At 63.3% G+C, this 25725-nt stretch carries 28 protein-coding genes and 1 riboswitch; of the genes, 12 read left to right on the forward strand and 16 right to left on the reverse strand.

Annotation, left to right across the window (positions count from 1 at the left end; translation table 11 throughout):
- Positions 1-99: 99 nt before the first annotated feature.
- Positions 100-615, forward strand: a complete 516-nt coding sequence (locus CH281_RS27280) for a TfoX/Sxy family protein (RefSeq protein ID WP_256983450.1) — start codon at positions 100-102, stop codon at positions 613-615.
- 68 nt (positions 616-683) lie between these two features.
- Here CH281_RS27280 and CH281_RS10270 read toward each other — a convergent pair whose 3' ends face one another.
- The 4 genes from CH281_RS10270 to CH281_RS10285 all read right to left on the reverse strand — a co-directional run bounded on the left by CH281_RS10270 (position 684) and on the right by CH281_RS10285 (position 4044).
- Positions 684-1208 (reverse strand): GNAT family N-acetyltransferase, encoded by a 525-nt coding sequence (locus CH281_RS10270; RefSeq protein ID WP_094665641.1) that lies wholly within the window; start codon positions 1206-1208, stop codon positions 684-686.
- A 68-nt stretch (positions 1209-1276) separates the two neighbouring features.
- Positions 1277-2251: an ABC transporter substrate-binding protein gene (locus tag CH281_RS10275; protein WP_027494270.1), complete on the reverse strand. Its 975-nt coding sequence runs from the start codon at positions 2249-2251 to the stop codon at positions 1277-1279.
- 42 nt (positions 2252-2293) lie between these two features.
- On the reverse strand, positions 2294-3091 hold the full coding sequence (locus CH281_RS10280; protein WP_094694076.1) for an amino acid ABC transporter ATP-binding protein: 798 nt from the start codon (positions 3089-3091) through the stop codon (positions 2294-2296).
- Positions 3088-4044 carry an amino acid ABC transporter permease gene (locus CH281_RS10285; protein ID WP_094694078.1) on the reverse strand — a complete coding sequence of 319 codons (957 nt, stop codon included), beginning with the start codon at positions 4042-4044 and terminating at the stop codon, positions 3088-3090. The genes CH281_RS10280 and CH281_RS10285 overlap by 4 nt, the downstream gene beginning before the upstream one ends.
- Before the next feature lie 117 nt (positions 4045-4161).
- Positions 4162-4256: riboswitch (SAM riboswitch) on the reverse strand.
- 235 nt (positions 4257-4491) lie between these two features.
- Between CH281_RS10285 and CH281_RS10290 the strand changes: the two genes are divergently transcribed.
- From CH281_RS10290 to CH281_RS10310, 5 genes are all read left to right on the forward strand, one after another.
- Positions 4492-5691 carry a hypothetical protein gene (locus CH281_RS10290; protein WP_141215171.1) on the forward strand — a complete coding sequence of 400 codons (1200 nt, stop codon included), beginning with the start codon at positions 4492-4494 and terminating at the stop codon, positions 5689-5691.
- Between the two features lie 42 nt (positions 5692-5733).
- Positions 5734-6135 (forward strand): hypothetical protein, encoded by a 402-nt coding sequence (locus CH281_RS10295; protein WP_094694080.1) that lies wholly within the window; start codon positions 5734-5736, stop codon positions 6133-6135.
- Between the two features lie 100 nt (positions 6136-6235).
- Complete coding sequence (locus CH281_RS10300) at positions 6236-6577, forward strand: WhiB family transcriptional regulator (protein ID WP_370878629.1); 342 nt, start codon at positions 6236-6238, stop codon at positions 6575-6577.
- Positions 6578-6610: 33 nt separating this feature from the next.
- Positions 6611-7426: an HAD-IIA family hydrolase gene (locus CH281_RS10305; protein WP_045840622.1), complete on the forward strand. Its 816-nt coding sequence runs from the start codon at positions 6611-6613 to the stop codon at positions 7424-7426.
- A complete protein-coding gene (locus CH281_RS10310; RefSeq protein ID WP_094694082.1) occupies positions 7426-8499 on the forward strand; it encodes an isochorismate synthase in 1074 nt (357 codons plus the stop codon). The genes CH281_RS10305 and CH281_RS10310 overlap by 1 nt, the downstream gene beginning before the upstream one ends.
- 4 nt (positions 8500-8503) lie before the next feature.
- Here CH281_RS10310 and CH281_RS10315 read toward each other — a convergent pair whose 3' ends face one another.
- The 4 genes from CH281_RS10315 to CH281_RS10330 all read right to left on the reverse strand — a co-directional run bounded on the left by CH281_RS10315 (position 8504) and on the right by CH281_RS10330 (position 11638).
- On the reverse strand, positions 8504-9727 hold the full coding sequence (locus tag CH281_RS10315) for an O-succinylhomoserine sulfhydrylase (RefSeq protein WP_094694084.1): 1224 nt from the start codon (positions 9725-9727) through the stop codon (positions 8504-8506).
- Entirely contained in the window at positions 9724-10137 is a 414-nt protein-coding gene (locus tag CH281_RS10320; RefSeq protein ID WP_032364957.1) for a rhodanese-like domain-containing protein, read from the reverse strand. Before CH281_RS10320 ends, CH281_RS10315 begins: the two co-directional genes overlap by 4 nt.
- 45 nt (positions 10138-10182) lie before the next feature.
- On the reverse strand, positions 10183-10710 hold the full coding sequence (locus CH281_RS10325) for an Rv0361 family membrane protein (RefSeq protein ID WP_094694086.1): 528 nt from the start codon (positions 10708-10710) through the stop codon (positions 10183-10185).
- 64 nt (positions 10711-10774) lie between these two features.
- Complete coding sequence (locus CH281_RS10330) at positions 10775-11638, reverse strand: TauD/TfdA dioxygenase family protein (protein ID WP_094694088.1); 864 nt, start codon at positions 11636-11638, stop codon at positions 10775-10777.
- A 304-nt stretch (positions 11639-11942) separates the two neighbouring features.
- On the opposite strand from CH281_RS10330, the gene CH281_RS10335 reads away from it, so the two are divergent.
- Entirely contained in the window at positions 11943-13328 is a 1386-nt protein-coding gene (locus CH281_RS10335; protein WP_094694090.1) for an FAD-dependent oxidoreductase, read from the forward strand.
- A 104-nt stretch (positions 13329-13432) separates the two neighbouring features.
- Here CH281_RS10335 and CH281_RS10340 read toward each other — a convergent pair whose 3' ends face one another.
- Positions 13433-14302 (reverse strand): SMP-30/gluconolactonase/LRE family protein, encoded by an 870-nt coding sequence (locus tag CH281_RS10340; protein WP_230073381.1) that lies wholly within the window; start codon positions 14300-14302, stop codon positions 13433-13435.
- A 55-nt stretch (positions 14303-14357) separates the two neighbouring features.
- Between CH281_RS10340 and CH281_RS10345 the strand changes: the two genes are divergently transcribed.
- A complete protein-coding gene (locus CH281_RS10345) occupies positions 14358-15104 on the forward strand; it encodes an amidohydrolase family protein (RefSeq protein WP_094694092.1) in 747 nt (248 codons plus the stop codon).
- Here CH281_RS10345 and CH281_RS10350 read toward each other — a convergent pair.
- On the reverse strand, positions 15101-15583 hold the full coding sequence (locus CH281_RS10350) for a DUF456 domain-containing protein (RefSeq protein ID WP_032406543.1): 483 nt from the start codon (positions 15581-15583) through the stop codon (positions 15101-15103). The genes CH281_RS10345 and CH281_RS10350 overlap by 4 nt on opposite strands.
- Positions 15584-15655: 72 nt before the next feature.
- On the opposite strand from CH281_RS10350, the gene CH281_RS10355 reads away from it, so the two are divergent.
- The gene (locus CH281_RS10355) at positions 15656-16321 is read left to right on the forward strand and encodes a CPBP family intramembrane glutamic endopeptidase (protein ID WP_094694094.1); all 666 of its coding nucleotides are present in this window, start codon (positions 15656-15658) and stop codon (positions 16319-16321) included.
- Here the strand turns inward: CH281_RS10355 and purT are convergent.
- Positions 16318-17514: a formate-dependent phosphoribosylglycinamide formyltransferase gene (gene purT, locus CH281_RS10360; protein WP_094694096.1), complete on the reverse strand. Its 1197-nt coding sequence runs from the start codon at positions 17512-17514 to the stop codon at positions 16318-16320. The genes CH281_RS10355 and purT overlap by 4 nt on opposite strands.
- 95 nt (positions 17515-17609) lie before the next feature.
- Between purT and CH281_RS10365 the strand changes: the two genes are divergently transcribed.
- Entirely contained in the window at positions 17610-18686 is a 1077-nt protein-coding gene (locus CH281_RS10365) for a CaiB/BaiF CoA transferase family protein (protein ID WP_032373688.1), read from the forward strand.
- Between the two features lie 84 nt (positions 18687-18770).
- Here CH281_RS10365 and yczR read toward each other — a convergent pair whose 3' ends face one another.
- Entirely contained in the window at positions 18771-20252 is a 1482-nt protein-coding gene (yczR, locus tag CH281_RS10370; RefSeq protein ID WP_027494287.1) for a MocR-like transcription factor YczR, read from the reverse strand.
- A gap of 90 nt (positions 20253-20342) precedes the next feature.
- Here yczR and CH281_RS10375 point away from each other — a divergent pair, with 90 nt between their 5' ends.
- Positions 20343-20867, forward strand: coding sequence for a methylated-DNA--[protein]-cysteine S-methyltransferase (locus tag CH281_RS10375; protein WP_094622805.1), 525 nt, complete (start codon positions 20343-20345; stop codon positions 20865-20867).
- A gap of 72 nt (positions 20868-20939) precedes the next feature.
- On the opposite strand, the gene CH281_RS10380 is transcribed toward CH281_RS10375, so the two are convergent.
- Positions 20940-21380 (reverse strand): LGFP repeat-containing protein, encoded by a 441-nt coding sequence (locus CH281_RS10380; RefSeq protein ID WP_032371486.1) that lies wholly within the window; start codon positions 21378-21380, stop codon positions 20940-20942.
- Between the two features lie 469 nt (positions 21381-21849).
- A complete protein-coding gene (locus tag CH281_RS27285) occupies positions 21850-23391 on the reverse strand; it encodes a signal peptidase I (protein ID WP_143544787.1) in 1542 nt (513 codons plus the stop codon).
- Positions 23392-23568: 177 nt separating this feature from the next.
- Between CH281_RS27285 and CH281_RS27290 the strand changes: the two genes are divergently transcribed.
- Complete coding sequence (locus CH281_RS27290) at positions 23569-23820, forward strand: hypothetical protein (protein WP_230593050.1); 252 nt, start codon at positions 23569-23571, stop codon at positions 23818-23820.
- 133 nt (positions 23821-23953) lie between these two features.
- Here CH281_RS27290 and CH281_RS10395 read toward each other — a convergent pair whose 3' ends face one another.
- On the reverse strand, positions 23954-24514 hold the full coding sequence (locus CH281_RS10395; protein ID WP_094622806.1) for a signal peptidase I: 561 nt from the start codon (positions 24512-24514) through the stop codon (positions 23954-23956).
- Positions 24515-25140: 626 nt separating this feature from the next.
- Entirely contained in the window at positions 25141-25677 is a 537-nt protein-coding gene (locus tag CH281_RS10405; protein ID WP_032371491.1) for an alternate-type signal peptide domain-containing protein, read from the reverse strand.
- Positions 25678-25725 lie beyond the last annotated feature (48 nt).

Consider the following 25725-nt stretch of genomic DNA (forward strand, 5'->3'; position numbering starts at 1 on the left):
GATCAACCACGCACACCACCCAGAAGAAGTCCTCTACCCACCCGACCAGCACAACGACAACACCCGCGACACCGGCGACGAAGAACCACGACAACCCGCATGACGAACCACACCACCACCACGGCACAGCTCTGCCTGTCGCACCACCCGGCCATCGACACAGCCCTGCCTCCGGCAGGACTGCAACGCGGATACCGAATCCCCATTGCGTCGACCCACAGTTGCGCTCGATACGACCAGGGGGTTCCATCGATACAACCATTACAGGAGGAGTACGAGCGCATGGCGTACGACGAGCTTCTTGCGGACCGCATCCGCGACGCTCTCAGGGACCAGGAGAGTCTGCGTGAGCAGAAGATGTTCGGCGGTCTGGCGTTCATGGTGCGAGACAGAATGGTGGTGTGTGTCGGCACCGAAAACCGTGCCTTGCTTGTTCGTGTGGACGGGGTACGCGAACCCGAATACCTCCAGCTCGATGGGGCCCACCATGCCGTCATGGGCAAGGGGCGGTCGATGGGTGAAGGCTGGATCACCGTCGATGCAGAAGCGCTGACGAGCGAACAGGCACTGCAGTTCTGGGTCGGTGCAGCTCTGGAACACCACGCCGACACGTAGGGCTGACAAACATTGCTCGGCGATACCGCACCCCACTCGGGCCGTAGTCGGGCATCACTGAACCGGGCTCATTCGAGACTCTTCTCGAAGGGGTGCGATCCGACTGTTCTGGACGGCAGACTTCGGTCGTAGAGCGAGGTGTATCCAGCTGCCAGGTACAGCGCAACGGCCTCGGGCTGATTCCAGCCGGTCGTCAGGTAGACCCTGCGATATCCGCGATCACGTGCGCTGCGTTCCAGCTCGGCCACGACGAGTCTGCCGAATCCCCTGCCGCGGTGCACTTTCGATGTCCAGATACGTTTGAGCTCTGCGGTTTCCGAGTCGTATTTCCGGTACGCACCTCCGGCAACAGGAACGCCATCGGCCAAGGCAATTACCAACACACCACCCGGCGGTGCGAACTCCCGGGCGGGATAGGACTTCAGTTCCTCGTATTGGACACCGGGGCTCCGGCCGTATCGGGACGAATATTCGATCGCCAGTTCTTGCAGCAGGGGCATCGCCAGCCGATCGTGCTGATCGACCTCGACGAAGTCCACGCGTCCTGGACCCGTGTCACCAGTGCGAATGTTGACATCGAACGTCGCGCTCATGTGCTTCCTGTCTCGATTAACTGTCGACCAGATCAGCTTCCCGGCCGACGTCAACTCTGCTCAGTTGTCTAACCTTCCTTGCGGGGTAGCCCGGGCGGGTTGATGACGGACTCGGTCACTGCCTCGGACTGCAGGCCCCAACGATCGATCACCTTCTGATAGCTGCCGTCCTCGATGGCGTGGTTCACTGCGTCCTGCACGGCGTCGATGAGCCCATTGTCCTTCTTGGTCAGTACTGCTATTTCACCCTGCAGCGCATCTCCGGCACCCGAGAACGTGCCGATGATCTTGGTTTCACCACCGGTTGCCGCGTGATAAACCGCGGACGGATTGGGTCCCAGGTACCCGTCGATACGGCCTGACCCGAGCGCCAGGTAGTAATCGGAGGTGTTCTGGTAATAAGCGATCTCGGCTGGAGCCAGACCCTCGGCTACGTTCTGCTCGTTCCAGTCGACCAGCAACTGCTCTTGGTTGGTACCGGAGCCGACACCGATCTTCTTGCCTGCGATGTCCTGACGCTTCTCGACTGTCCAATCGGTGTCCTTCTGCGCCTCGAAAGCGAGGTTGTCCAGTCGATAGGTCGCGAAGTCGTACTTTTCCTTGCGCTCCTCGGTGACGGTGACATTGGAGATGAACACGTCGTTCTCGCCGGAGTCGATCTTCACGAAGTTCTGCGACCAATCTGCGACCTGAAGATCGACGTCGAGACCGAGAATGTCGGCGATCAGGTACGAGAAGTCCACCTCGGACCCCACGATGGTGGTGTCGTCGGTCGCGTAGAAACGCAGCGGTGGCGCGGTACCGCCCGCCCCGGTGACGATCAGGGTGCCGCGATCGCGAATCGCTTGCGGCACTTCCGCTGCGATGTCGTCGACCTTCTGGGCGCGAACGCGGTCGGCCTGCTCGGGTGAAAGATCGAACGATCCGCCGTCCTCCGTGACGACCTGAGATTCGGCAGTGGGCTCGCTGCATGCTGTCGCAGTGAGTGCCAGGACAGCGAATGCCGACGCTACTACCGCGAGCCTACGAGATGATCCGGACATGACTTTCCCCGTTCGTGGGTGCAGGTGAAGCATGAGTGAGAGCTAGAGAACGTGAGCGAGGAACGACTTGGTGCGTTCCTCCTGGGGTGAATCGAGAAGCTCTGCAGGAGAGCCTTGTTCGACGATGACGCCGCCATCCATGAAGACGACGGTGTCGGCGATCTCGCGGGCGAACCCGACCTCGTGCGTGACGATCACCAGGGTCGCACCATCGCGTGCCAGGCCGCGGATGACCTCGAGAACCTCTCCCACCAATTCGGGGTCGAGCGCTGATGTCGGCTCGTCGAACAGAATGACTGTGGGACGCAGGGCAAGTGCACGCGCGATGGCGACCCGCTGCTGTTGTCCGCCGGAGAGTCGTCGCGGATAATCGTGGGCTTTCGCGTGCACCCCGACTCGTTCGAGGAGAGCCAGCGCCTCGGGTTCGACGTCGGAACGCGTGCGCTTCTGCGCCGAGATCGGGGCCTCGATGACGTTCTCGAGCACCGTCAGGTGCGGGAAGAGGTTGAAGTTCTGGAACACGAAACCGATCTGGGAACGCTGCCGCAGAATCTCCCTGTTGCTGAGTTCGTGCAGTTTGTTGCCTTTGCGCCGATATCCCACCAGATCACCGTCGATCCGGACGGTGCCCTGGTCCACCTTCTCCAGATGGTTCAGAGCGCGCAGCAGGGTCGACTTGCCCGAACCCGAGGGGCCGATAATCGCGGTCACCTCACCGGGACGTACGAGGAGGTCGACGCCTTTGAGCACCTCGAGCCCGCCGTAGGACTTGTGGACGCCGCGCACCTCGACCGCGTATCTCGTTGCGGCAGTGGATGTGGAGGCATCGAGAGTGGTCATCGGGTTGCCCCTCTCGGCGCGAAGGGGACGTTGGAGAGCTTGTGGCGTATCTGCTGGATCGGCGTCAGCGGAATGTTGCGTAACGCGCCCTTGGCGTAGTGCCGCTCGACGTAGAACTGCACGATCGACAGCACCGACGTCAGAATGATGTACCAGACGGTCGCGACCATGAGCAGCGGAACCACGCGCCCGTTGCGTCCGTATATGACTTGCACCTGGTAGAACAATTCGGCAATGGCCATCACCGACACGATCGACGTGCCTTTGAACAGACTGATCACCTCGTTGGCTGCGTTGGGGAGAATCCCTCGCATCGCCTGCGGCAGAACGATCTTGAAGAACTCCCGCCTCTTCGGAATCCCCAGCGCTGCTGCGGCTTCGAGTTGCCCCTGGTCCACCGAGATGATGCCGGCCCGAACGATCTCGGCGGAGTAGGCCGCTTGGTGCAGGGCCAGCCCGATGATGGCCGCCGTCGATCCACTGATGACGTTGTTGACGTCGAACTGAAAGAAGCTGGGACCGAACGGAATTCCCAACGACAGAGTCTGGTACAGGTACGCAATATTGAACCAGAACAGAAGCTGCACGATCAACGGGATGGAACGGAAGGCCCAGATGTAGAACCAGGAAATAACCTGCAGCACAGGATTGTCGGACAGCCGGGCCACCGCCAGGCCGATACCGATGGCGAAACCGATCAGCGTTCCCCAGAAGGTGAGCTGGATGGTCAACCATAGCGCCGACATCACCGATGCTGCAGTGAAGTACTGCGCGAAGGTGCCCCAATCCCAGCCGGGGTTGGTGACGAAGCCGTGCAGGAACTGACCGACCACGATCAGCGTTGCGACCGCGATCACCCAGCGCCACGGGTGCCACGTGCGTGCAACGACGAGTTGTTCGTCGGGAATGCCGTCCGTCGTATCCGCAACGGGTCGAGAGTCGAGTTGAGTCACCGGAACCGCCGGGTCGGATGGGCAGCGATCATCGCTGGGTTGCCTTTCGAAGATTTCGTGCTGTGAGTACGCCGATCGATCAAGCGTGCGTACAGATGCAGATGTTCATCGGTCGTGCCTCCATCGGTCCTGGCGGTAGCACCCACACGCCGTAAGGGCGGGGTTGCTGCGACGTCATCGAGCCAAGGTCTCTCGGTCGCTCTGGATGGTGACAGGAACGTACAGAACAATTTATCGAAATGTCAAGTGCAGGTGCGCATTCGGTTACAATCACGATGATTTCAACCCTTGCCACCGACGATGTTTGCCGAGTGTCAGCTGAATATGCCCCGGCACCGAGCCGCCGGATGCGACGCGGGCCGCTGGATGTGAAGAACAGGTCTTCGGACCGGAACCGGGAGTTGCGCACTACTCATGAGCCACTCGATCACCGATTAGGCTTGTCGTGTGCGACTCGACATACGGCGTAGTGGAGTGTGGATCGACGCCGTGGTCGTCGCTGCGATCGTCACCGCGGGCTGTGTGGCAGCCGGAATCACCCATGATTCGCAACCCGAGGTCGAGGACATACCGGGTTGTGACGTCGTTGTTCCCGCCGGCGAGACGTTCTCCTTCCTGACCGGTTCCTACCCAGGCACGTACGACAACCCCGACTACCCGTGGCTGACGGCCGAGAAGGCGTCGGCGATGTCGGAGTCCTTGGTTCGCTCCTTGCCCGCAGACGTCGAAGTGCAGTTCGCGTCCCCCTCGAATTCACTGGTGTTCCAACCGATACAGATCTACTCGAAGAATGCCGAACTGTCGGGCGGCATGACCGTAGAGGACATCAGTGGGGACAGCACGGCATCCGGGGTTGTCGATCGTGCAGGAGTCGCTGCACCACTTCGGGTCTCGGCAGAGGCGTGGGACGATGCGATTCCGCCGTGCACCGAGGGATCGGTCGACGAACGGACCACGCTGCCCGACGGCACCGTCGTCGATGTGCTGGATGCGGTGTCCGAGTACGACGGGGTATCGACGCATCGACGCACAGCGACCGCATACTTCCCGGACACCACCGTCCACGCACGGACTTCGAACGAAGGAGCCGAGGCCGAACTCCCCCTCGAGGCCGACGAGCTCCGCGACATCGTCTCGAATCCCGAACTGCGGGTGAGCGCACGCGTCCCCGAAGGTACGAAACCAGCGCGAGCCGACTGTGGATCACCGCGCGAGTTCCCCGTTCCCCCACTCCCACGCGATGTGGTCGAGCGCATCGGATCGGCACTCCAGACGCAGTGGGAAACCACGTTTCCGAACACATCCACCGATGTTGCTGTGGGCGACCTGATGCCAGGTCGCTCGGGAAGCGGAAGCGCCTGCAATGCAGTCGTTCTCACCACCTCGCGCGGCACCGCACAGCTGAACGTCGAGATATCCCTCGAGGACAACAAGGATTGGCCCGACGATCCGGACGCGGTGCGCAGTGTTATACCCGACGGCACCGTGGTGACCCGCAGGTCCGACCTGCGCACGATAGGGACGGAACCGACCGAGTGGCTCAGTGTGCTCAGACCGTCGAACACGGTGGTGCAGTTGCGTTTCGACGACACCATCGCAGTCGATTCGCTCGTCGAGCTCGCAACCGCCCCCGGGTTGGATCTGTAGAGGGTCGACGAACTCCACCACCCTCGTGCGAGAATTCGACCCATGCACGTGCGGAAAGCCAGGATCGGTGACGATGGCTTTCGAAAAACGCCGCGCTATCGGCAGCTGAACGCAGCGAGTGTTGTCTTTCTCGGATCGCTGGTCGTGATCGGCACGTTCCGGGCGGCCGACACGTCCGATTCGATACGCCTGGCCGCTCACAGCGCCATCCTCGTGGCGGTCGCATTCGCAATTCTGCACGCACTCAGGCGAACTGACCGAAAGCCGACGTGGCTTCTTCCCCGTACGACACTGATTCTGTTGGGTCTCGGCAGTCTCGTGTGTGTCGTCGCGGGCGACTACCTCCCTGCTGTGGTCGCCGCGATCCAGGCTGTGATCCTTCCGCTGTTCATGCTGGACGACCGAGTGAACGCCCTCTATCGGTACACCCCCGACGTGTCCTGAACCGCTGTCTCGAATCACCCTGATTTCAACCATTGCCTCGCGCCTTCGACACGGCAAGGGTTCCTAGCGACAGCGTCGACGAAAGGAATGGGTCGCCACGATGCCGAACGAATCTGCCCCGTCGAAGAACACCGCAATTGCCATGATCGAACGCAGGATTTCCTCGTCTGCCGCCGAATCCTGGGACTGGCAGCTCGACGCACTGTGCCGGGGTCAGGACTCGGAGATATTCTTCTCCCCCTCGGGTGAGGGGCGAACGGCGCGTCGCCAACGCGAGGATCGCGCCAAGCAGGTGTGCGCCGGCTGTGGAGTGCTCGACGCCTGCAAGCGGTTCGCGTTGGCAGCCAACGAACCGTTCGGAGTGTGGGGCGGCATGACGGCCCGCGAACGGCTGGTGCATCGGGCCAACTCGCGACGCGACCACGAGCGGCGGGCGAGTTAGGCCACGACCAGAAGATGGTCCGCAGCTCGCCGGATGGTCCACAATGGAGGGGTGACCGATATCGAGAAGCCCCTGCCGTGGACGTACCTGATGGACATGGACGGAGTTCTGGTCCACGAGGATCACCTGATCCCCGGTGCCGACACGTTCCTCGCCGAGCTGCAGGCCAACGAGATCCCGTTCATCGTGTTGACGAACAATTCGATCCGCACCCCACGTGACCTGCGCGCCCGTCTCGCATTCACCGGTTTGGACATTCCCGAGAAGTCGATCTGGACCTCCGCTCTCGCCACCGCCACATTCCTCGGAAATCAGCGGCCCGGCGGCAGCGCCTATGTCGTCGGCGAGTCGGGTCTGACCACCGCCCTGCACGACATCGGCTACACGCTCACCGACTCGAGCCCGGATTACGTGGTGCTCGGGGAGACCCGGACGTACTCGTTCGAGGCCATCACCACCGCCATTCGCTTGGTCGAGAAGGGTTCGCGCTTCATCGCCACCAACCCCGACGCGACCGGTCCGTCGCGCGAGGGTTCGCTGCCAGCGACCGGTTCGGTTGCCGCACTCATCACCAAGGCAACGGGCAAAGAGCCGTACTACGTGGGCAAGCCCAACGCGTTGATGATGCGCTCGGCTCTACGCGCCATCGGTGGGCACTCCGAGAACACGTTGATGATCGGCGACCGGATGGACACCGACGTGCTGTCCGGTCTGGAAGCCGGGTTGCAGACCATTCTGGTGTTGACCGGGATTTCGACCGTGCAGTCCGTCGAGCAGTACCCGTACCGTCCGACCAAAGTTCTCGATTCCGTCGCAGACCTGGTGGGCCGCACACAGAACCCGTTCTGATGAAGCTCCGATTCGTTCTGTCCCGGCAGGACCACCACGTCATCGGACGGGGTGTCCGGCACGCTCTTCCCGATATCGCCGACGCGGTGGCCGCGGTGCGGGAGGGCCGAAACGTGGTCGGCGCGCTCCCGTTCGACATGTCCGACGCCACCGCGTTGATCGAGCCGGAGGAGTTCTATCGACTCGACGGACCGTGGGCAACGGTCGACGCTCTCCCGCCTCTGCCGACCGTCACCGTTGCGCGGCAGATTCCCGACCCGGACGTTCACGTGCAGCGGGTGCGGGATGTCGTCGAGCAGTTGAAAGCCGGTGTGGCCGAGAAGATCGTGCTCGCGCGGGCCATCGAGGTGACCGCGGATTCACCGATCGAACCTGTCTCGGTGTTGAGCGCGTTGGTCTCCCGCGATCCGATGGGCAACGGTTTTCTGGCCGACCTGTCCCCCGCCGCGCCTGCCGGTCGACACATCGTCGGTTCGAGCCCGGAACTGTTGGTTCGTAAGCGCGGCAACATCGTCAGCTGCCATCCGTTCGCGGGGACAGCAGCACGATCCGCCGATCCCGATGAAGAAGCGCGTATTTCCGCGGCATTGGCGGCGAGTGCGAAGGATCAGGCCGAACATCGATTCGTCGTCGACGAGATCCGAGCCGCATTGGCACCGTTCTGCGAGACGCTGGAGGTGCCCGAGTCGCCCCAGCTCAGCAGCACTCCGCAGCTGTGGCACCTGTCGACGCCCATCATCGGAACCCTGGCCGATCCCGCGACCTCGGCGCTGGACCTCGCGCTGGCGCTGCATCCCACCGCTGCCGTCGCCGGCGTTCCCCGAGCCGCGGCCATGGCTGCGATCGCAGACGTCGAGGGCTCCCGTGGCTTCTATGCCGGAGCCGTCGGATGGACCGACGGCAGCGGCGACGGCGAATGGATGGTGACCATTCGCTGCATCGAGTTCTCGGCGGATGGGCTGACCGGAACGGCCACTGCCGGTGGCGGCATCGTCGCAGATTCCGACCCCGACGCCGAACTGGACGAAACCACGGCGAAGTTCAGAACGGTACTCAGCGTCTTCGAGAACTGACCAGCTACTTCAACGCCTGGTCCAGATCCCCGATGAGGTCCTCGGTGTCTTCGAGACCGATGGAGATCCGCACGACGCCATCGGTGATGCCCACTGCGGCACGACCTTCCGGCCCCATCGCGCGGTGCGTCGTGGTGGCCGGATGGGTGATGAGCGTTTTGGAATCGCCGAGGTTGTTCGAGATGTCCACGATTTTCAGGCCGTCGAGCAACTCGAAGGCACGCTGCTTGCCTCCGCCCTCGGGGGCATCGAGCTCGAACGTGACGACCGTGCCGCCACCCGACATCTGCGACGTCGCCAGCTCGTACTGTGGATGTGATTGCAGGAACGGGTATTTGACCCACCGCACCGCCGAATGCCCTTCGAGGAACTTGGCGATCTGCAGTGCGGAGTTCACCGAATGCCGCACGCGCACCGGCATGGTCTCGAGTCCCTTGAGCAACGTCCACGCATTGAACGGGCTCAGGGCAGGCCCGGTGTGCCGCATCAGAGTCTGCACCGGCCCGTCGATGTACTCCTTCGATCCCAGGATAGCGCCGCCGAGTACCCGCCCCTGGCCGTCGATGTGCTTGGTGCCGGAATACACCACCACGTCGGCACCGAGTTCGAGGCTGCGCTGCAGCAGAGGCGTCGCGAACACGTTGTCCAAGACCACCGTTGCGCCGGCGGCGTGCGCCATCTCGGACACCCGCCTGACGTCGACGAGCGACTGCATCGGATTGGACGGGGTCTCGAAGAACACCGCGGTTGTCGGCACCGAGAGTGCCTGCTCCCACTGCTCGAGGTCCTCACCGTCGACGAAGACGGTCTCCACGCCCCAGCGCGGCAGAATCTCGTTGCACACCACGAAACAAGAGCCGAAAAGGCTACGCGCAGCGACCAATCGGTCGCCGGCTTTCAACAATGCGCCGAGCGCGGTGAACACTGCCGACATTCCACTCGATGTGCCGAAGCACGCCTCGGCACCCTCGATCAGCCGCAGCCGCTCCTCGAACATCTTGACCGTCGGGTTGCCGTAGCGCGAATAGACGAAATGATCGATGTCACCGGTGAACGCCCGCTCGGCGGCACCGGCACTCTCGTAGACGAAACCCGAAGTGAGATACAGCGCTTCGGCGTTCTCGTCGAAGCCCGATCGCATCAGACCGCCGCGTACACCCAGCGTTCCCTGACCCACACCGTCGGGTAGCGGCTTCTGAAAACCCCCGCCTCTGGGAATGTTCGTCACGACTGCCTCCAGGGCAACCCGACCGCACGCCAACCCACGGCACCGCGGTGGCCGTCGGCATCGGTGGCACCTTCGAAACCGTCGAGCACGTTGTAGGACGGGCCGATTCCTGCAGCCGTGGCCGCCTCGGCGGCACCGATGGATCGCTGACCGGAGCGGCACAGGAACACCACCGGCCGATCGCCGTCCACGCCTGCGGCTTTCAGCTCGTCGACAAAATCGGTGTTGCGAGCGCCGTCGGGGTAGCTCACCCACTCGATCAGGTGGGTCGGGCGATCGATGCCGGAGGTGTCGGGTACGCCGACGTACTGCCACTCGGCATGCGTGCGGACGTCGACGAGAACGGCATCGGGGTTGCTCTGCAACAACTCCCACGCCGCCTGCGGGGTTATGTCACCTGCGTAGGTCACTGGATCAGCCTTCCGTCACTTGCCGTTACGTCACACATACCGAGATCAGACATTGCACACCAACCACGTGTCGTTCACCCGCACGAACTTCCATTCGTCGTCGGTCTGCGCTCCGGATTTCTCTTCCTTCAGCGGTACCGTGACGATGCCGCGGTCGCCGTTGACCTCGTACCCCGTGGGCACTCCGTCGATCGACGTCTCGCCGTTACGTTCCACTTCGCCTGCGCGGTCGGTGCGGTACTGGGCATCGTCGCCGGGAACGAGACGCTCGACCTGATCGGCGCACGTGTTGGCACGCAGCAGGTCCGCGTCACCGTTGTTCTGCGCTTCGAGGAAGCCGTCGACGGCGTCGGTGAGCAGCTGCGCCTGCGTCACGTTGTCCTCCGCGGGTGCGAACTTCGACGCCGCGAAGATGCCGACGAGCAGAACCACGACGATGCCCGCGGCGATGATGAACGGCCACGCGTTGGGCGGACGCTGCTCACCGGAGTCGGCAGCCGCCTGGGATGCGTTGTTGCGCGCTTCCTCACGACTGTCGACCCACTGCTGCCTACGTTCACTCCACGACGCCATGTAGGCAATCTTCCTCGATCCGACGGGTTTGTGTTCAGCTGGGTCCTTCAGTGAGTAGGACCCTTCAGAGAGTGGGCCCGACGGGGATGTCGCCCTTCAACGTGATGCGGTGCATCTTGCGGTGCTCGGTGCCGTAATCGCGGTTGGCGTAGTGCGAGGTGCTGCGGTTGTCCCACAGCACCAGATCACCCAGGCGCCAACGGTGTCGCACGATGTGCTCGGGTTTGGTCAGGTGCGCGTACAGCAGATCCAGGATTCCGCGACTCTCGGCCTCCGAGACCCCCACGATGTGGGAGGTGAAACCAGGATTGACGAACAGCCCCTTGCGGCCGGTTTCCGGATGCACCCGCACGACGGGATGTTCGACGGGGACCAGCGCGGTCACTTCCTTGCCGTCCCACACGTTGCCCTTACCGCCGCGCTTCTGCGCGAGGTAGTAGCCGAACTCACGGTTACCGTCGTGAATTGCGGTGAGCCCGTCGATCATTCGGCGAACCGGCGCGGACAGGGACTCGTAGGCGAGTTGACTGTCGGCCCAGTTGGTGTCGCCGCCGTGCGGAGGCAGTACGACGGGCCGCAGGATAGACCCCATCGGTGGGCGCTCCATGAATGTCACGTCGGTGTGCCACACGTCGGCGAAACCGTTGTCCTGGCTGTCGAGGGCATAGACCTCGGGGGCGACGTGACCACTGTCGTGCACGGGGTGCCCGGCGGTGAGGTCACCGAGTCGGCGGCCGAACTCGATGTGGCCTGCGTCGTCGATCGACTGACCTCGGAGCACGAGAACCTTGTGCTCGACGAGAGCTCGGCGGACGGCGTGGATCTGCGCATCGGAGGCCGACGCGACATCGAGACCGATGACTTCGGCACCGAACGACGGGCCGAGCTTGTCGAGAGTGAGCGAAACTGTCTGTTCCAGAGTGGTCATGTGTCCTCGAATCCGAGAGACAGCGGTGCGCCTACTGGTCGCGGCACGGCCGTCGAGGGAGGGATCCCGTCCCGACGACGTCGGGAAACAGGGATTGGGCGTCGGGTCAGATCACCGACAACACATGTTGGTGCAGGTGCGACAGAAGTCGACGGTGAACCGTCGGACCAGGTATGTCGTCTGCACGGGTCAATTCCTACCGGAACCCGGGGAATACGGCAAGTTGCCCACTGCCCCAGCTCAGGTTGTCCTTAATTTATGCTGGGGTGTCCGCACTTCCCTCGAAGAAGGTAGCTCGCTGCACATGACTGATCAGACTCGTCCACTCCGCGTCGCCATCGTCGGTGCCGGACCGGCAGGCATCTACGCCGCCGACGCGCTCATGAAGTCCGACCACAATGTCAGCGGACCGGGCGTGAGCATCGACCTCTTCGAGCGGATGCCGGCCCCGTTCGGGCTCATTCGCTACGGCGTCGCCCCTGACCACCCACGCATCAAGGGCATCATCACCGCCCTGCACAAGGTGCTCGACAAGCCTCAGGTGCGCCTGCTCGGCAACATCGACTACGGCACCGACATCAACCTCGACGACCTGCGCCGCTTCTACGACGCCGTCATCTTCTCCACCGGAGCCAACGCGGACCGCGCACTGAACATCCCCGGCATAGACCTCGACGGCAGCTACGGCGCCGCCGACTTCGTCTCCTGGTACGACGGCCACCCCGATGTGCCGCGCACCTGGCCCCTCGAGGCCGAGAAGGTCGCCGTCCTCGGCGTCGGCAACGTCGCCCTCGACGTCGCACGCGTTCTCGCCAAGACCGGCGACGAACTGCTCCCCACCGAAATCCCGGCCAACGTCTACGAAGGCCTCAAGGCCAACAAGGCTCTCGAGGTGCACGTCTTCGGCCGCCGTGGACCGGCTCAGGCCAAGTTCACCCCGCTCGAACTGCGCGAGCTCGACCACTCGCCCAACATCGAGGTCATCGTCGCACCCGAGGACATCGACTACGACGAAGGCTCCGAGCAGGCTCGCCGCAGCTCCAAGCAGATCGACATGGTCGCCAACACCCTGCAGGACTGGGCCATCCGCGACGTCGGCGCTCGCCCGCACAAGCTGTTCCTGCACTTCTTCGAGTCCCCGCACGAGGTACTCGGCGAGGACGGCAAGGTCGTCGGCCTGCGTACCGAACGCACCGAACTCGACGGCACCGGCAACGTCCGCGGCACCGGCAAGTACAACGACTGGGACGTCCAAGCCGTCTACCGCGCCGTCGGCTACCTCAGCCAGAACATCAGCCAGCTCCCGTTCGACGAGCAGGCAGGCACCATCCCCAACGAGGCCGGACGCGTCGTCGAATCGCCGCACTCCACCACGCCCGTTCCCGCCACGTACGTCACCGGCTGGATCAAGCGCGGACCCGTCGGCCTCATCGGTCACACCAAGGGCGACGCCAACGAAACCGTCGCGAACCTGCTCGAGGATGCACCCAGCTTCACCGGTGCAGCCGAGCCGGACCTCGACAGCGTCACCTCCTTCCTCGAAGGCAAGCAGGTTCCGTTCACCACCTGGGACGGCTGGTACCGCCTCGACGCCCACGAGCGTTCACTCGGCGAGCCCGAGGGTCGCGAGCGCGTCAAGGTCGTCGAGCGTGAGGACATGCTGAAGGCCTCCGAGCCCGACAAGGCCTAGAGCGGCTGGCGCCGCATGTGAGTGTGGAGCCTGCGGGTCGTTCCGCAGGCTCCACTCCTGCCTCGTAGCAGGCTACGAGTTTCCACTCACATGCGCGCAGCGCTCTACACCCGAACCGCCAGCAGCTTTCCCTCGGTTTCGATCTTGCGTTGATGCTCGTTGAAATCGGGTGCAGCGCAGACGAACAGCGTGCGGCCGTCGGATCCGCCGAGTCCGCACGCGAACACTCCGAGATCGAAGTCGAGCTGCTCGAGAACCTCTCCGCCCGGCGCGACGTGCAACACGCGCTGACCGAGTGCGTCGGCGATCCACATCGTTCCGTCGGTGTCGATGCAGCAGCCGTCGGCTGCCACCTTCACCTCACTCATGGCCGTTGCCATATCCGTCGACGACGGCAGCTCACCGAACGTCGCCCAGTCGCGCCGCTCCCCCAGTGATCCGTCCTCGGCGATGTCGAACGCACTGACCCGGTTCCCGACCGTCTCGTCGACGAGCAGTTCACCGGAATCGGTGAACGCCATTCCGTTGGGGAAGTACAGATCCGAGGCCACGACGTGCGCGGACCCGTCTGGATCGACGCGAATCAGGTCGGCCGTCTCGACGGGAGCGAAGTTCATCAGGTCGAATCCGAAATTGCCGATGTACGCGCGACCCTGCGCATCGACGAGCATGTCGTTGAGGTTCGCCGTCACGTACGTCGACAGATCGGCATGGACGGTCAGCGAACCGTCGTGCTCGCGCAGTAGCAGTTTGTAATCGCGCATCGAGACGATCAACAGCCGCCCGTCGGGTAACCAGCCCAGGCCCGACGGCTGATTGGGCACCTCGGCCTCGACTCGCACGTCGGAACCGTCCTCGAGGGCGGATACGACGCGATGGCTGTAGAAATCCGATACCCAGATCCTTCCGTCGTGCCAGCGTGGACATTCGAAATATGTGTATCCGTCGAGAACGACGGTGGTCTCCGGTTTCATGTTTCGCATTCAAACACCGAGCCAGGTGGCCGCGACGGCGAATCGGCGAGCTGGCATGCTGGGACCCGTGTTCGACGCCCACCTACACATCATCGACCCTCGATTTCCGCTGATCGAGAACCAGGGATACACGCCGGATCCGTACACCATCTCGAACTATCTCTACGACGTCGACGGGCTCGGGATCACCGGCGGTGCCGTGGTCACCGCATCGTTCCAGGGCACCGATCAGAGCTATCTGCTGGCCGCATTGGAGACGCTCGGACGCGGTTGGGTGGGGGTGGCCCAGCTCGATCCGGAGTGCACCGACGAGGAGATCGTCGCCCTCGACGAGGCAGGCGTGCGAGCAATGCGATTCAACCTCAAACGCGGTGAGACCGACGTCGAGATGCTCACCACGCAGGCCCGACGAGTGCACGAACTGGTGGGCTGGCACGCCGAGCTGTACGTCGACGCGTCGTTGCTGCTCTCGCTCGAGCCGATCCTCGCGAAACTACCGGCGGTGAGCATCGACCATCTGGGACTGTCGACGCAGGGACTTCCCTATCTGTTGAACCTCGTCGACCGCGGAGTACGCGTCAAGGCAACGGGATTCGGCCGCGTGGACCTCGACATCGTCGACACCCTTCAGCAGATCCACCGTGTGAACCCGGAGGCACTGCTGTTCGGCACCGATCTGCCCGGTACGCGAGCCCCACGGCCGTTCTCCGAGACCGACATCGACATCATCTCCGGGGCCGTCGGCGGCGACCTCCCCGCTGTGCTCGACGGTAACGCCCGGGCCTGGTATCGGGTCCCCTAGATCAGTACTGCTCCCCCGAGCCACACGGCCGAGGCGAGCAACGCGCCGAAAAGCTCCACCAGGATCGACAGCCCGGCCGCCTTGGTCGCATGCACGGTCGATCGCCAGGCCTCGGAATGGTTGCGGTGCCTGGGTAGTTCGGCCACGTAGACGCCGGCGATGAAACCGATGAAGAGCCCGACGACCGGGATGACGAAGAAGCCGACGATGCCGAGCAGGCCGCCGACGATCAGCGACCGCATCGGCACTCCGGCCTCCCGCATCCGGCGGCCCGGCCAGGTGTATTTCACGACGCCGCTCAGAACCAGTAGCACCGCCGCGATGCCGAACACCGTCCACGCGGCCGTGCCGCCGGTAACCCACGCCCACACCGCAACAGCAGCGAAGATCAAGATGGTGCCCGGCAGAACGGGCACGACGATGCCGACGAGTCCGACCAGAATCACCAGGCCGACCAGTATTTCTCCGAGAGCGCTCATGGTGGTCAAGTGTGCACGCCGATCGCCGGTAAGTTGACGCCTGTGCCCCGAACCGCGACTTTCGAACGTCCTGTGTCCGGCGGCGACGCCCTGCTGTCCATCGGCAGCCTGCTCATCGGTGCCATCGCTGCGGTGGCCGCGGTCGTGCTTCTCGTCGGTGTGTTCGACCTGAATTGGGTACTCGGCTACGCCATTCCGCTGGCGACGGCGGTGTTCGCAGTTGCCCTGTGGCAGTCGCTGAGTCGCCGCGGCTGGACGTGGAAGGATCTGCAGCTCACGTCGGGTCCACGCTCACTGTGGCACCTGCTGTGGGAAGTACCCGTCGCGTGGATCGCCGCCATGGGCGTCGGCATTGCACTCGCCGGCGCTGTCGGCATAGCTCCCGCCTCCGATGCCGGCGGAAGCGCGTCGACCCTCGATGCACTCGATGTGGGTGTGGTCGCCGGAACCCTCACCATCGCCTGCACTGTGCTGATCGCACCGGTACTCGAGGAAGTCCTCTTCCGTCGGGTGATCTTCGGGTGGTTCGACACCCGAACACGATGGCAGATCGCGGTTCTCGGATCCGCGGTGTGCTTCGGCGCCGTCCACGTGCTGCCCGCCATCGCGCTGATCATGGTCTGCATAGGCTCCGCTGCGGCCCTGCTGGTTCGACTGCACCGATCGTTGATTCCGGGCATCGCACTGCACACGATGAACAACGCCCTTGCTACCGCGGCAGTGGTGGCCGCAATCTAGACGGTCGGTCGAACCTTGCCTGCTGCCTCGCGGGCCCGAGCGCGAGCGGTCTCGATGTCCGACGCCGTCGACACCGCAACACCCATTCGCCGCCGGACGAAGCTGGCGGGCTTGCCGAACAGTCGAAGGTCGGTTTCGGGAACCGCGAGGGCATCGGCGACGCCTTCGAACGAGATTCCGTCCGCATCGACACCGCCGTAGATGACCGCCGACGCTCCCGGCGAGAGCAGCGTCGTGTCGATCGGTAGACCGAGAACGGCGCGGGCGTGCAGCTCGAACTCCGAGAACCGTTGCGTACGAAGCGTTACCAGGCCGGTATCGTGTGGCCGGGGGCTGACCTCGGAGAAGTACACGTTGTCGCCCTGCACGAACAGCTCCACGCCGAACAGTCCCCGACCACCGAGCGCCGTCGTGATTCTCTCGGCCACTTCGCGTGCCGACGCGAGTGCCGCGTCGGACATCGGTTGCGGCTGCCAGGATTCGATGTAGTCGCCCGACTCCTGCAGATGACCGATCGGCTCGCAGAACGAAGTCCCGTTTGTCGCGCGCACGGTGAGAAGTGTTATCTCGTAATCGAAATCGACGAATCCCTCGACGATGACGCGGCCGAGGTCGACTCGACCGCCCTTCAACGCGTAGTCCCACGCCGTCTCGACGTCGGCTTCGGTTCGTACCACCGACTGCCCCTTACCGGACGAGGACATCACCGGCTTGATGACAGCGGGGAAGCCGATGTGGGACAACGCTTGTCGGACCTCGTCCAACGAATCGGCGAACGCGTACGGCGAGGTCGGCAGACCGAGCTCCTCGGCCGCGAGCCGCCTGATTCCTTCGCGATTCATCGTCAATTGTGTTGCACGCGCGGTCGGAATGACCACGGAGCGTCCTTTGGACTCCACCTCGGCGAGCGCATCGGTGGCAATGGCTTCGATCTCCGGGACGACGAAGTCCGGCTGCTGGGCGTCGATCAGGGCCAGCAGCTCTTCGGGGTTGCTCATGTCGATCGTGTACGCGTGATGCGCCACCTGATGGCCCGGGGCATTGTCGTAACGGTCGACGGCAATCACCTCGACACCGAGGCGCTGGAACGCGATGATGACCTCTTTGCCCAGCTCACCTGCCCCGAGGAGCATGACCCGGGTGGCACCGGGCGTGAGTGGAGTACCGATGCGGACGGGTTCTGGGGCAGTCACAGCCCTATTATCCACACCCACATCACTTGGACGCCCTAGTACAAGTTAGTCTCCATTCACAATCGCAGCTGACGAGTCGGAACGAGGCAACAAACGTGGCTAACACTGGTGGACCGCTCGCAGGGCTCCGCGTCGTCGAACTCGCCGGGATCGGGCCCGGTCCGCACGCAGCGCTACTGCTCGCCGACCTCGGCGCAGACGTCGTCCGCGTCCAGCGCGCCGGACAGGTCTCTCCACACGACCACCAGCTGCGCAGCCGCACCATCGTCGAAGCGAACCTCAAGGATCCCGCCGACATCGAGAAGGTCCTCGGCCTGATCGAACGCGCTGACGTGCTGATCGAAGGCTTTCGCCCCGGCGTCACCGAACGACTCGGGCTCGGCCCCGACGACGCCCTCGCCCGAAACCCGCGCCTGGTCTACGGCCGCATGACGGGCTGGGGGCAGGAAGGCCCCTGGGCGCAGACCGCCGGCCACGACATCAACTACATCTCCGTCACAGGCGTCCTCAACGCTATCGGCCGCGACGGCGAACGACCGGTGCCACCGATGAACATGGTCGGCGACTTCGGCGGCGGATCGATGTTCCTCGTCTTCGGCATCATGGCGGCACTCTACGAACGACAGAATTCGGGACAGGGACAGGTCGTCGACGCAGCCATGGTCGACGGCACCGCAGCACTGTCGCACATGATCTGGGCCTGGCGAGGCGTCGGAGCATGGAGCGACGACCGCGGCGTCAACCTGCTCGATACCGGCGCGCCGTTCTACGACACCTACGAGACGTCCGACGGCAAGTACATGGCGGTCGGGTCCCTCGAACCACAGTTCTACGCTCAGCTCGTGACCGGTCTCGGCCTCGCAGATGCAGACCTACCGTCACAGATGGACAAGCCGCGCTGGCCGGAACTGCGCGAGACGTTCACCGCGACATTCCTGACCAAGACCCGCGACGAATGGGCCGCGATCTTCGACGGCACCGACGCCTGCGTCTCCCCCGTCCTCACCTTCGCCGAGGCTCCGAACCACCCACACATGAAGGACCGAGACTCGCTCATCGACATCGGCGGCGTGACGCAGCACCGTCCGGCACCGCGGTTCTCGCGCACCGAAAACGGCGTCCCGACGCCACCGCCCGCCACCGCCACCGACATCGCATCCGTCTGGGCGTAATTCTTTGCGCCGAACTCGAAGTTATGGACGCTTTACGGCTGATTCTCGTCCATAACTTCGAGCTCGCGGTCAGAACACCGCCGCTCAGAACACCAGGGCCGGCTGTTCGGATTCGACGCTCGGTGCCAAGGCTCGATACGCCGCGGCAGTGGCCGCAACCGCAGCCCGAAGCTCCTGCGGCTCACGGGTGTACGGCAGCCGAAGGTAACGCTCGAACGCACCCTCGACCCCGAACCGCGGACCTGCGGCCAATACTGCCCCGAACGCGGGCGCAGTAGCGGCGAGCGCACTCGACACCGGAGCGGGGAGCTGAAGCCACAGCGACATCCCGCCCTCCGAGCGCCGGTATTTCCACTCCGGAACATGTTCGGCCAGGGCATCTTCGAGCACATCTCGACGCTCCCGCAGTTGGGATCGACGGACCTCCAGCGCGGGTTCGGCGTCCTGCAGCAGGAACGACGACGCCAATTGATCGACGATCGAGGTACCGAGGTCATGTGCTGCTCGCGAGCCGGCGAGCTGCGAGACGAGCGAAGGATGCGCTCTGATCCACCCGATCCGCAGACCGCCCCAGAACGACTTGGACGCCGAACCGATCGTGACGATGTCCGATCCCGACACCCGCCCGAACGACGCGACCGGTGGCGGCGGTGGCGCATCGAGCCACAGGTCCACCATGGTTTCGTCGACGATGAGCGTCATTCGGGTGTCTCGGGTGATGCGCGCGAGCTCGGCGCGCCCCTCCGCGTCGAGCACCTGCCCGGTGGGGTTGTGGAAGTCCGGGATCAAGTACGCCACCTTGGCGGCGGTTTGCCTTGCTGCACTGCGGATTCCGTCGAGATCCCAATCCCCTTCGACGGGACGGACCGGCACCGGCACCGGCCGGGCACCGACGCGCCTGATGGCCTCGAGTGCATTGGGATATGTCGGGTGATCGATCAGGACGCGGTCACCGGGCGCGGTCAACGTACCCAGCAGCAACCGAACCGCTTGCTGCGCACCCGAAGTGACCATGATCTGATCGGCGGTGGTGGGCAACCCACGTTCGACGAAACGCTGCGCGATGGCCTCCCGCAACACAGCGAGTCCGATGGGCTCCATACCGTGAGTGGGCAGATACGTCGGAAGTGCTTGCAGCGCAGATTCGTACGCTGCTGTCATCGTTCCGTCGGCCGCCGACATGGCCGCATGACTCATGTCCACCACCGGACCCGACGGTGACGTCGACTGAATCAGCATTCCGTTCGGTGTCGGCGCGGCAGGCAACGCCACGGTGCTGCGCGATCCCTGTTTGCTGATGAGATAGCCCTCGTCGCGCAGCACCGAATACGACGAGGTGATCGTGGTGCGACTCAGGTCGAGAGCAGCCGACAGATCGCGTTCACTCGGCAACCCGACACCCAACGGGATGCGGCCGTCGTGAATGAGCAGTCGAACCCCGTCTGCGAGCGCCCTGTACGTGGGACGGGAGGCCTTGCGCCTGCCGGATCCATCGGCCGACGCGTCGCCGCGCCAGCTTCCGAGATCACGGGCCAGTGACGTTGCATTGAGCACTCTGGAGGCCATACAGCCCATATTCACCCACTGGCATCGAACTTTCAAGTCCATTGGGCGTTCGACTGGACTGCCTGTCGGCGTCCGGTGGATACTCGACCCATGCCGAGCAGCACCCTCTTCGACACGGCCATCGGGCGATGCGGTCTTGCCTGGAGCGCGGACGGCGTGATGGCCGTGGCACTACCCGAGCCGTCGGACGAGGCGATGCTCGATTACCTGGCCGGCTTCGCCGCTGACCTAGGTCCGGTCGACGCTCTCGCCGAGGACGCGATCGATCGAATCGTGGCGCTCCTCGCCGGGCGCGACGTGGACATGAGCCCGATCCCGCTGGTGCTCCAGGTTTCGGCGTTCGACGCCTCGGTCTACACCGTGTGCAGCGCGATCCCCAGGGGCGCGACGCTGACGTACGGAGACATCGCGCGTCGACTCGGGGTGCCGGGCGCGGCCCAGGCGGTGGGTGGGGCACTGGGCCGAAATCCGGTACCGATCATCGTTCCGTGCCATCGCGTGCTCGGCGCGGGCCGAGAGGTAGGCGGCTTCTCCGCTCCCGGCGGGGCGAATACGAAACAACGAATTCTCGGCATCGAAGGCGTCGCCGGATTCGACGAGCCGACGCTGTTCTGAATTCATCGGTAATCGCTAAAGATACTTCTCGACCGAATAAATAGATGGAAAACAGGATTGAAGTTGGCTTTGTCAGCCAGATATCCCGACCGAAGACATCGAGGCGTCGACAACGGAAACCGTCGCGGCGGCGGGACCCGGACTGACATCAGAATCCTCTTCTCTACCGCCGATGGTGAATGCGCCCGTATCCGGAAGCCAGCCGATCGCTCCGCGCTGAAACAGGTTGTAGCGTCCGGAACCGGTGGGCGTCGGGCGCTCGTTGCTGATCGGATAGCCAAGTGCGCCATAGGGTCCGCCGTGCGAGAGGTACCACTCCAGAATGGGTCCGTGTACTTCGTGCGCACCACCCTCGGGGAGGGCGAACACCATCGCGTGGGTGAACTCCAACATGCCGCCCCCTTGCGGACCGAGCATGAATTCGCCAGTCTGCGCCCCGATCCACGAGTGTTCGTAAGCAAACCGATCGAATTGGTAGCTGAAAACTTCCAAGCCATTGTAATTTTCAGTCATCGACCGGCCCTCCGTCGCTTTACTTGGCCTCGATTATCCACCCGATTCGTAGACGCGCACTTCGATTCCGAGATATATGTGGCGTCTCCGCTATTGCAGAAGGGCGAGAATCTCGGCGGGGACGTCATCCGTCGCTGCGGGGTCGACCACCGTTCGAGACCACGCGCAGTCGACATCGACTCGCGCCTTCGGCCGGTCTACGTACACGCCGAACGAGGCGCGCCTCCTACGATCGCTCCAAATCGCGGGTAAGCAGGTCCTCCGCAATGGACCTCCGGTCATACGCGATCATCGAGACCTCGCTGTCGGGTCTGACCGACGGACCTTTCGCGCACATGCCCTCGGCATCATGAGGCGCGGACTCGGCGTAGGTACAGCGGAGCGATCAGCACCACCTGCAACCCGCCGCCGGAACCGTGGTAAGAGGCCGGCACACGAAGCCCAGCGGGATGACGTCGGTGGATCGGGGCTAAAGCAACGCGGCGATGTCCGACGGTAAGTCAGCGGTCGATTTCGTACTCGAAACAAACGTGCCATCACCTGACGGAGCCAACTGCACCGGAGCAGATTTCTCCGAGAGGATGTACAAGCTGCCGTTGGAGGACCACACTGCCCCTGTGCCGTAACGCTCACTCGACGACACTGGGTATTCGTACACGATCACCTCCGCGGGATCGGTTATTGCCAGCACACCTTGTGCGACACTCGCTGTGTACTCACCCGAGGATTTCGGCGAACCGGGTGAGACAAATGCGCTTGCTGGAGGGGCTGGCGGAAGCGCCGACGTCTCAGGGACGGCAGGTCCGGGCTCGACTGGTTCAGGGACAATCGGTGCGGGAACGACCGGTTCGGTGGGGACGGTCGGTGCCGACGTCGTCGTCATTGGTGGCACTTCCGTAGCTTTCGGAGGCACCGTCGTGGTCGGTGTCGTGGTCGCTGTCGTGGTCGATGCCGCGATCTCGGGCGCGGTCGTGTTAGCCACCGAACTATCGATCGTCGGCGACGGTATCGGCACAGCTTGCCTGCTAGCCGACGCGGTGGCGCTGCCGTTGCAATTCACACCTAGAAAAGAGGTGATTGTCTGGGTCTGTTTCCCGGGCGAGACCCACTGCCCAGCAGTCGATCGAACGTCTGCATACGAAGTTCCGCCCAACAATGCCCCGAGAAGTCCGGAAGTCACCACCGCGGTGGCGCTACCGGTCTGCGGCACCGTGAAAGCCATCGGGGCCGTGGAAGTTGTACCTGCAGCATTCCGAACTACCACCTGAAACCCGGTGACCGGAGCCACGGGACGGCCGATGGTCAAAGTCACCGATCCTGCCAACGCCCCACCGCCCGAGCACACCAGTCCTGTCGGGTTGGGTAAGGTACCAGCTGCTAGCGGCCCCGGCCGAACAGTCGCAGTGTCCGATAGAGCAGCCTCAGTCACGTCAGGATGCGCATACCCCATTCCCAGAGCGGTCGCACCAGCAGCTACAAGTGCAATCCCGGTGGACAAGGAGTGCCTGCCGCTCGGCGTACGTGGCGCACTCGGCTCCGGACGCCATGCGACATACAATAAGAATGCTGCAAGTCCAGCGCCGAGCACCCAGGCGAACGGCGTGGTGGTCCACGTTGCTACATAGCCGCCAAAAGGCACATGCGCGAAAACTCGATCGGCTTCGGTAATTGCATAACTGTCGGCATCGACGTCCGCATTTGCGTCGCCTTTGAGGAGGACCGACACAGAGTTTCCGGTAGAACCCTGAATCTTGTTAACTCGGTGCGTAATACGCGATCCATCCGTACGGTTGATGCTCACGATATCGCCGACCGTCAGCGACGACGCCGGTACGGTACGCGCCAAGGCCAAAGATCCCGTATCAATCGCGGGGCTCATCGAGCCGGAACGGAATATCAGCGGTGTGATGCCGAAGAAGACAGCGCACACAGCGAAGACGAAGCAAATAACGCCTAAGAGCGCACCGATATTGAGCGCGGATTCCTTCATCATTTGTCTCGACTTGGCCATCAAGCCCCCGTCGCAGTAAAGAGAAGGCTGACGTTCCCCGTCGAGCTCTGCGCGCTAGCAGGGGCATCCGGCGACAGTCGCAGACTTACGCACAGAACTTGAACTCCGCTTGTGGCGGCCAGGGGTGCTGCCACAGGAGCAATCTGTAGATTCGCGGGCAAAGGAGCGAGTGATGGCGTGACTGCAGTGCCGTCAGTGCACGGCGCAGTCACACTTCCGTCCTTCCTGACAGTTACATCGAAAAATGCGCCGAGACCAGTCCCGGTAACAGCGACGGAGTACGAGAAATTTGTCGACCCGACGTTGCGGACAGTGAATGCCCCTGAGGTAATCGAACCGGGAAACAACCCGGTCAGCGGTGCAGACGCGTACGTCACCGGATCGTTCGAGTTGTTGATGGTTATGTCGACAGTTCCGGTTGTGAACTGACCTGACGTCGCAACCACAGTCGACGACCACGCGGCAAGAGTGCCCACGGCGCCGAGGCCCAGAACCATCCCGAGCGACAGAAGCGCACGAACGCGAGTACTGGACAGGACGTTGAACACCGGACGGAGAAAGCTCACGACTGCAGCTTTCGCCGCGACCGGTCGATCCCTGCGCTCGCAAACTGATAGAGCGCGAATGCAACCAAGCCGCCCGCAATCACGTATACGGCGGTCGTTCGGCGCTCACCGGTAATCCAATTATTCACGTACCCGAGGTACGGAATGCTGTACCAAACCCTTCCGCGGATTTGCTCGGGCTTGACCGGGCTCTCATCAGGACGCGGATTATTGTCGCCCTGCGTTGTGTAAACCCGCCTGTTTTCTGCGTCGAAACCGACGGCGACGATCCTGTGCGTTATCACTTCGGGCAGTCCGGAGGCAATTTGGTATGTGACGGGTTCGCCGATGCCCATCGACTGCACGTCGCCCGGCTTGACGACGATCAAGGTTCCAGGTGGATACGTCGGTTCCATCGATGAGGTCAGAACTGTATATGCCTGCGATCCGCTGACCTTCGGCACAACCACGGCTGCAAGGAGGATCGCCACTACACAGAACAAGAGAAGCAAGGACATAACGTTGACGATCCACCAGCGGAGCCCGGTCTTCTCGCTGGTCTGCTCAGCGGTCGTCATTACTTCTGCACCTGCTCTCCAACAATGGTGAATTCATGTCGGTACGACGACGACACTGACGTCGAGGCGGACACCAACGTCGACCGCACACACAGCACCACTGCCTGATTGGCCTGAATGGTCTGCTCCAAGATCGGCGTTCCGACGGGGACGATTGCAGGCGACGACGTGCTCGCGGAAACGCTGACTACGGACGGGCCCGACGGCGCACTGGTCGTCGTGCAAGCAGCAACAGTCGTGCCGATCCGAACGTCTACGGCGACTTGCACCGGCGTGGCCGGTGCCACCGTAGCCGGCGTCAACCCAATCCTGCTCACTCTGAACCGCAGCGGGACGTTGCCACCGTTCCTCAACACCATCGCACCCTGGCCGAATTCACCGGGTGCAATCAAAGTTTTGGCGAGGTTGTCGAACTGGAAAACCTGGGAGGTCGTAGTCGAATCTCCACCCGCAAAGAGAGTCAACGTGCCCGCTTTGACCGACCCCGCGTTCATCGTCTCTTGGTCGCGCCACAGTGCGCCGGTAGTCTGCACTGACCCAAAGGCCAGGACAGCCACCGACGCAACCGCAATACCGAGCCACATTGTCTTGACTCTCGGTCTGAGTTTCGACACGAACCGAAATGACTACGGACGTGTCTGCTGAAGATTCAGCTTGAACGTCGACAAATTGATAGTGCCGTTCTGACCGACCTGATTGGCGGTTTCCCTATCGAAGGTGACCTTCGCCGACACCGTGATCGTCTGTCCGGCCTGAGCGGAGGTGATTGTGTTGGATCCGGTCGAGTTGGTAACCACGACCGGAGCATTGACAGCAGTCAATCCGGAAGTGCCGTCGTACCTCACTGCGGTCAGCGGATCAGCCGTCAACGTCGCGGTCAGATTGTTACCGGTGGCGGTGACTACGAATGTTGCGTCGTACTGCAGGATGTCGCCGGGTACCATACGGAAGCTGGCGATCGATGGGATCGGGGTGCCAGGCGCACCCGCCGAAATGTCTCTCCATCCCGTACTGGTACCGGGAGCGATGTCGAGAATACCTGCAGTCACGGTGCCACCGTCGACGGTTTCGCTATCACTCCAGAGCGCGTAGGACCCGGCACCGCCGAGCAGGAGCACGCCAGCGGCAGCGGCAGCGAGCGCGCCCTTGGTTGCCTTGTTCATTCGTTCTACTTTCTTCGGTGGCCACACGGGGCCGAGGGGGGTGATCCG

Source organism: Rhodococcus sp. 06-221-2, from assembly GCF_002258365.1.
GTDB classification, from domain to species: Bacteria; Actinomycetota; Actinomycetes; order Mycobacteriales; family Mycobacteriaceae; genus Rhodococcoides; species Rhodococcoides fascians.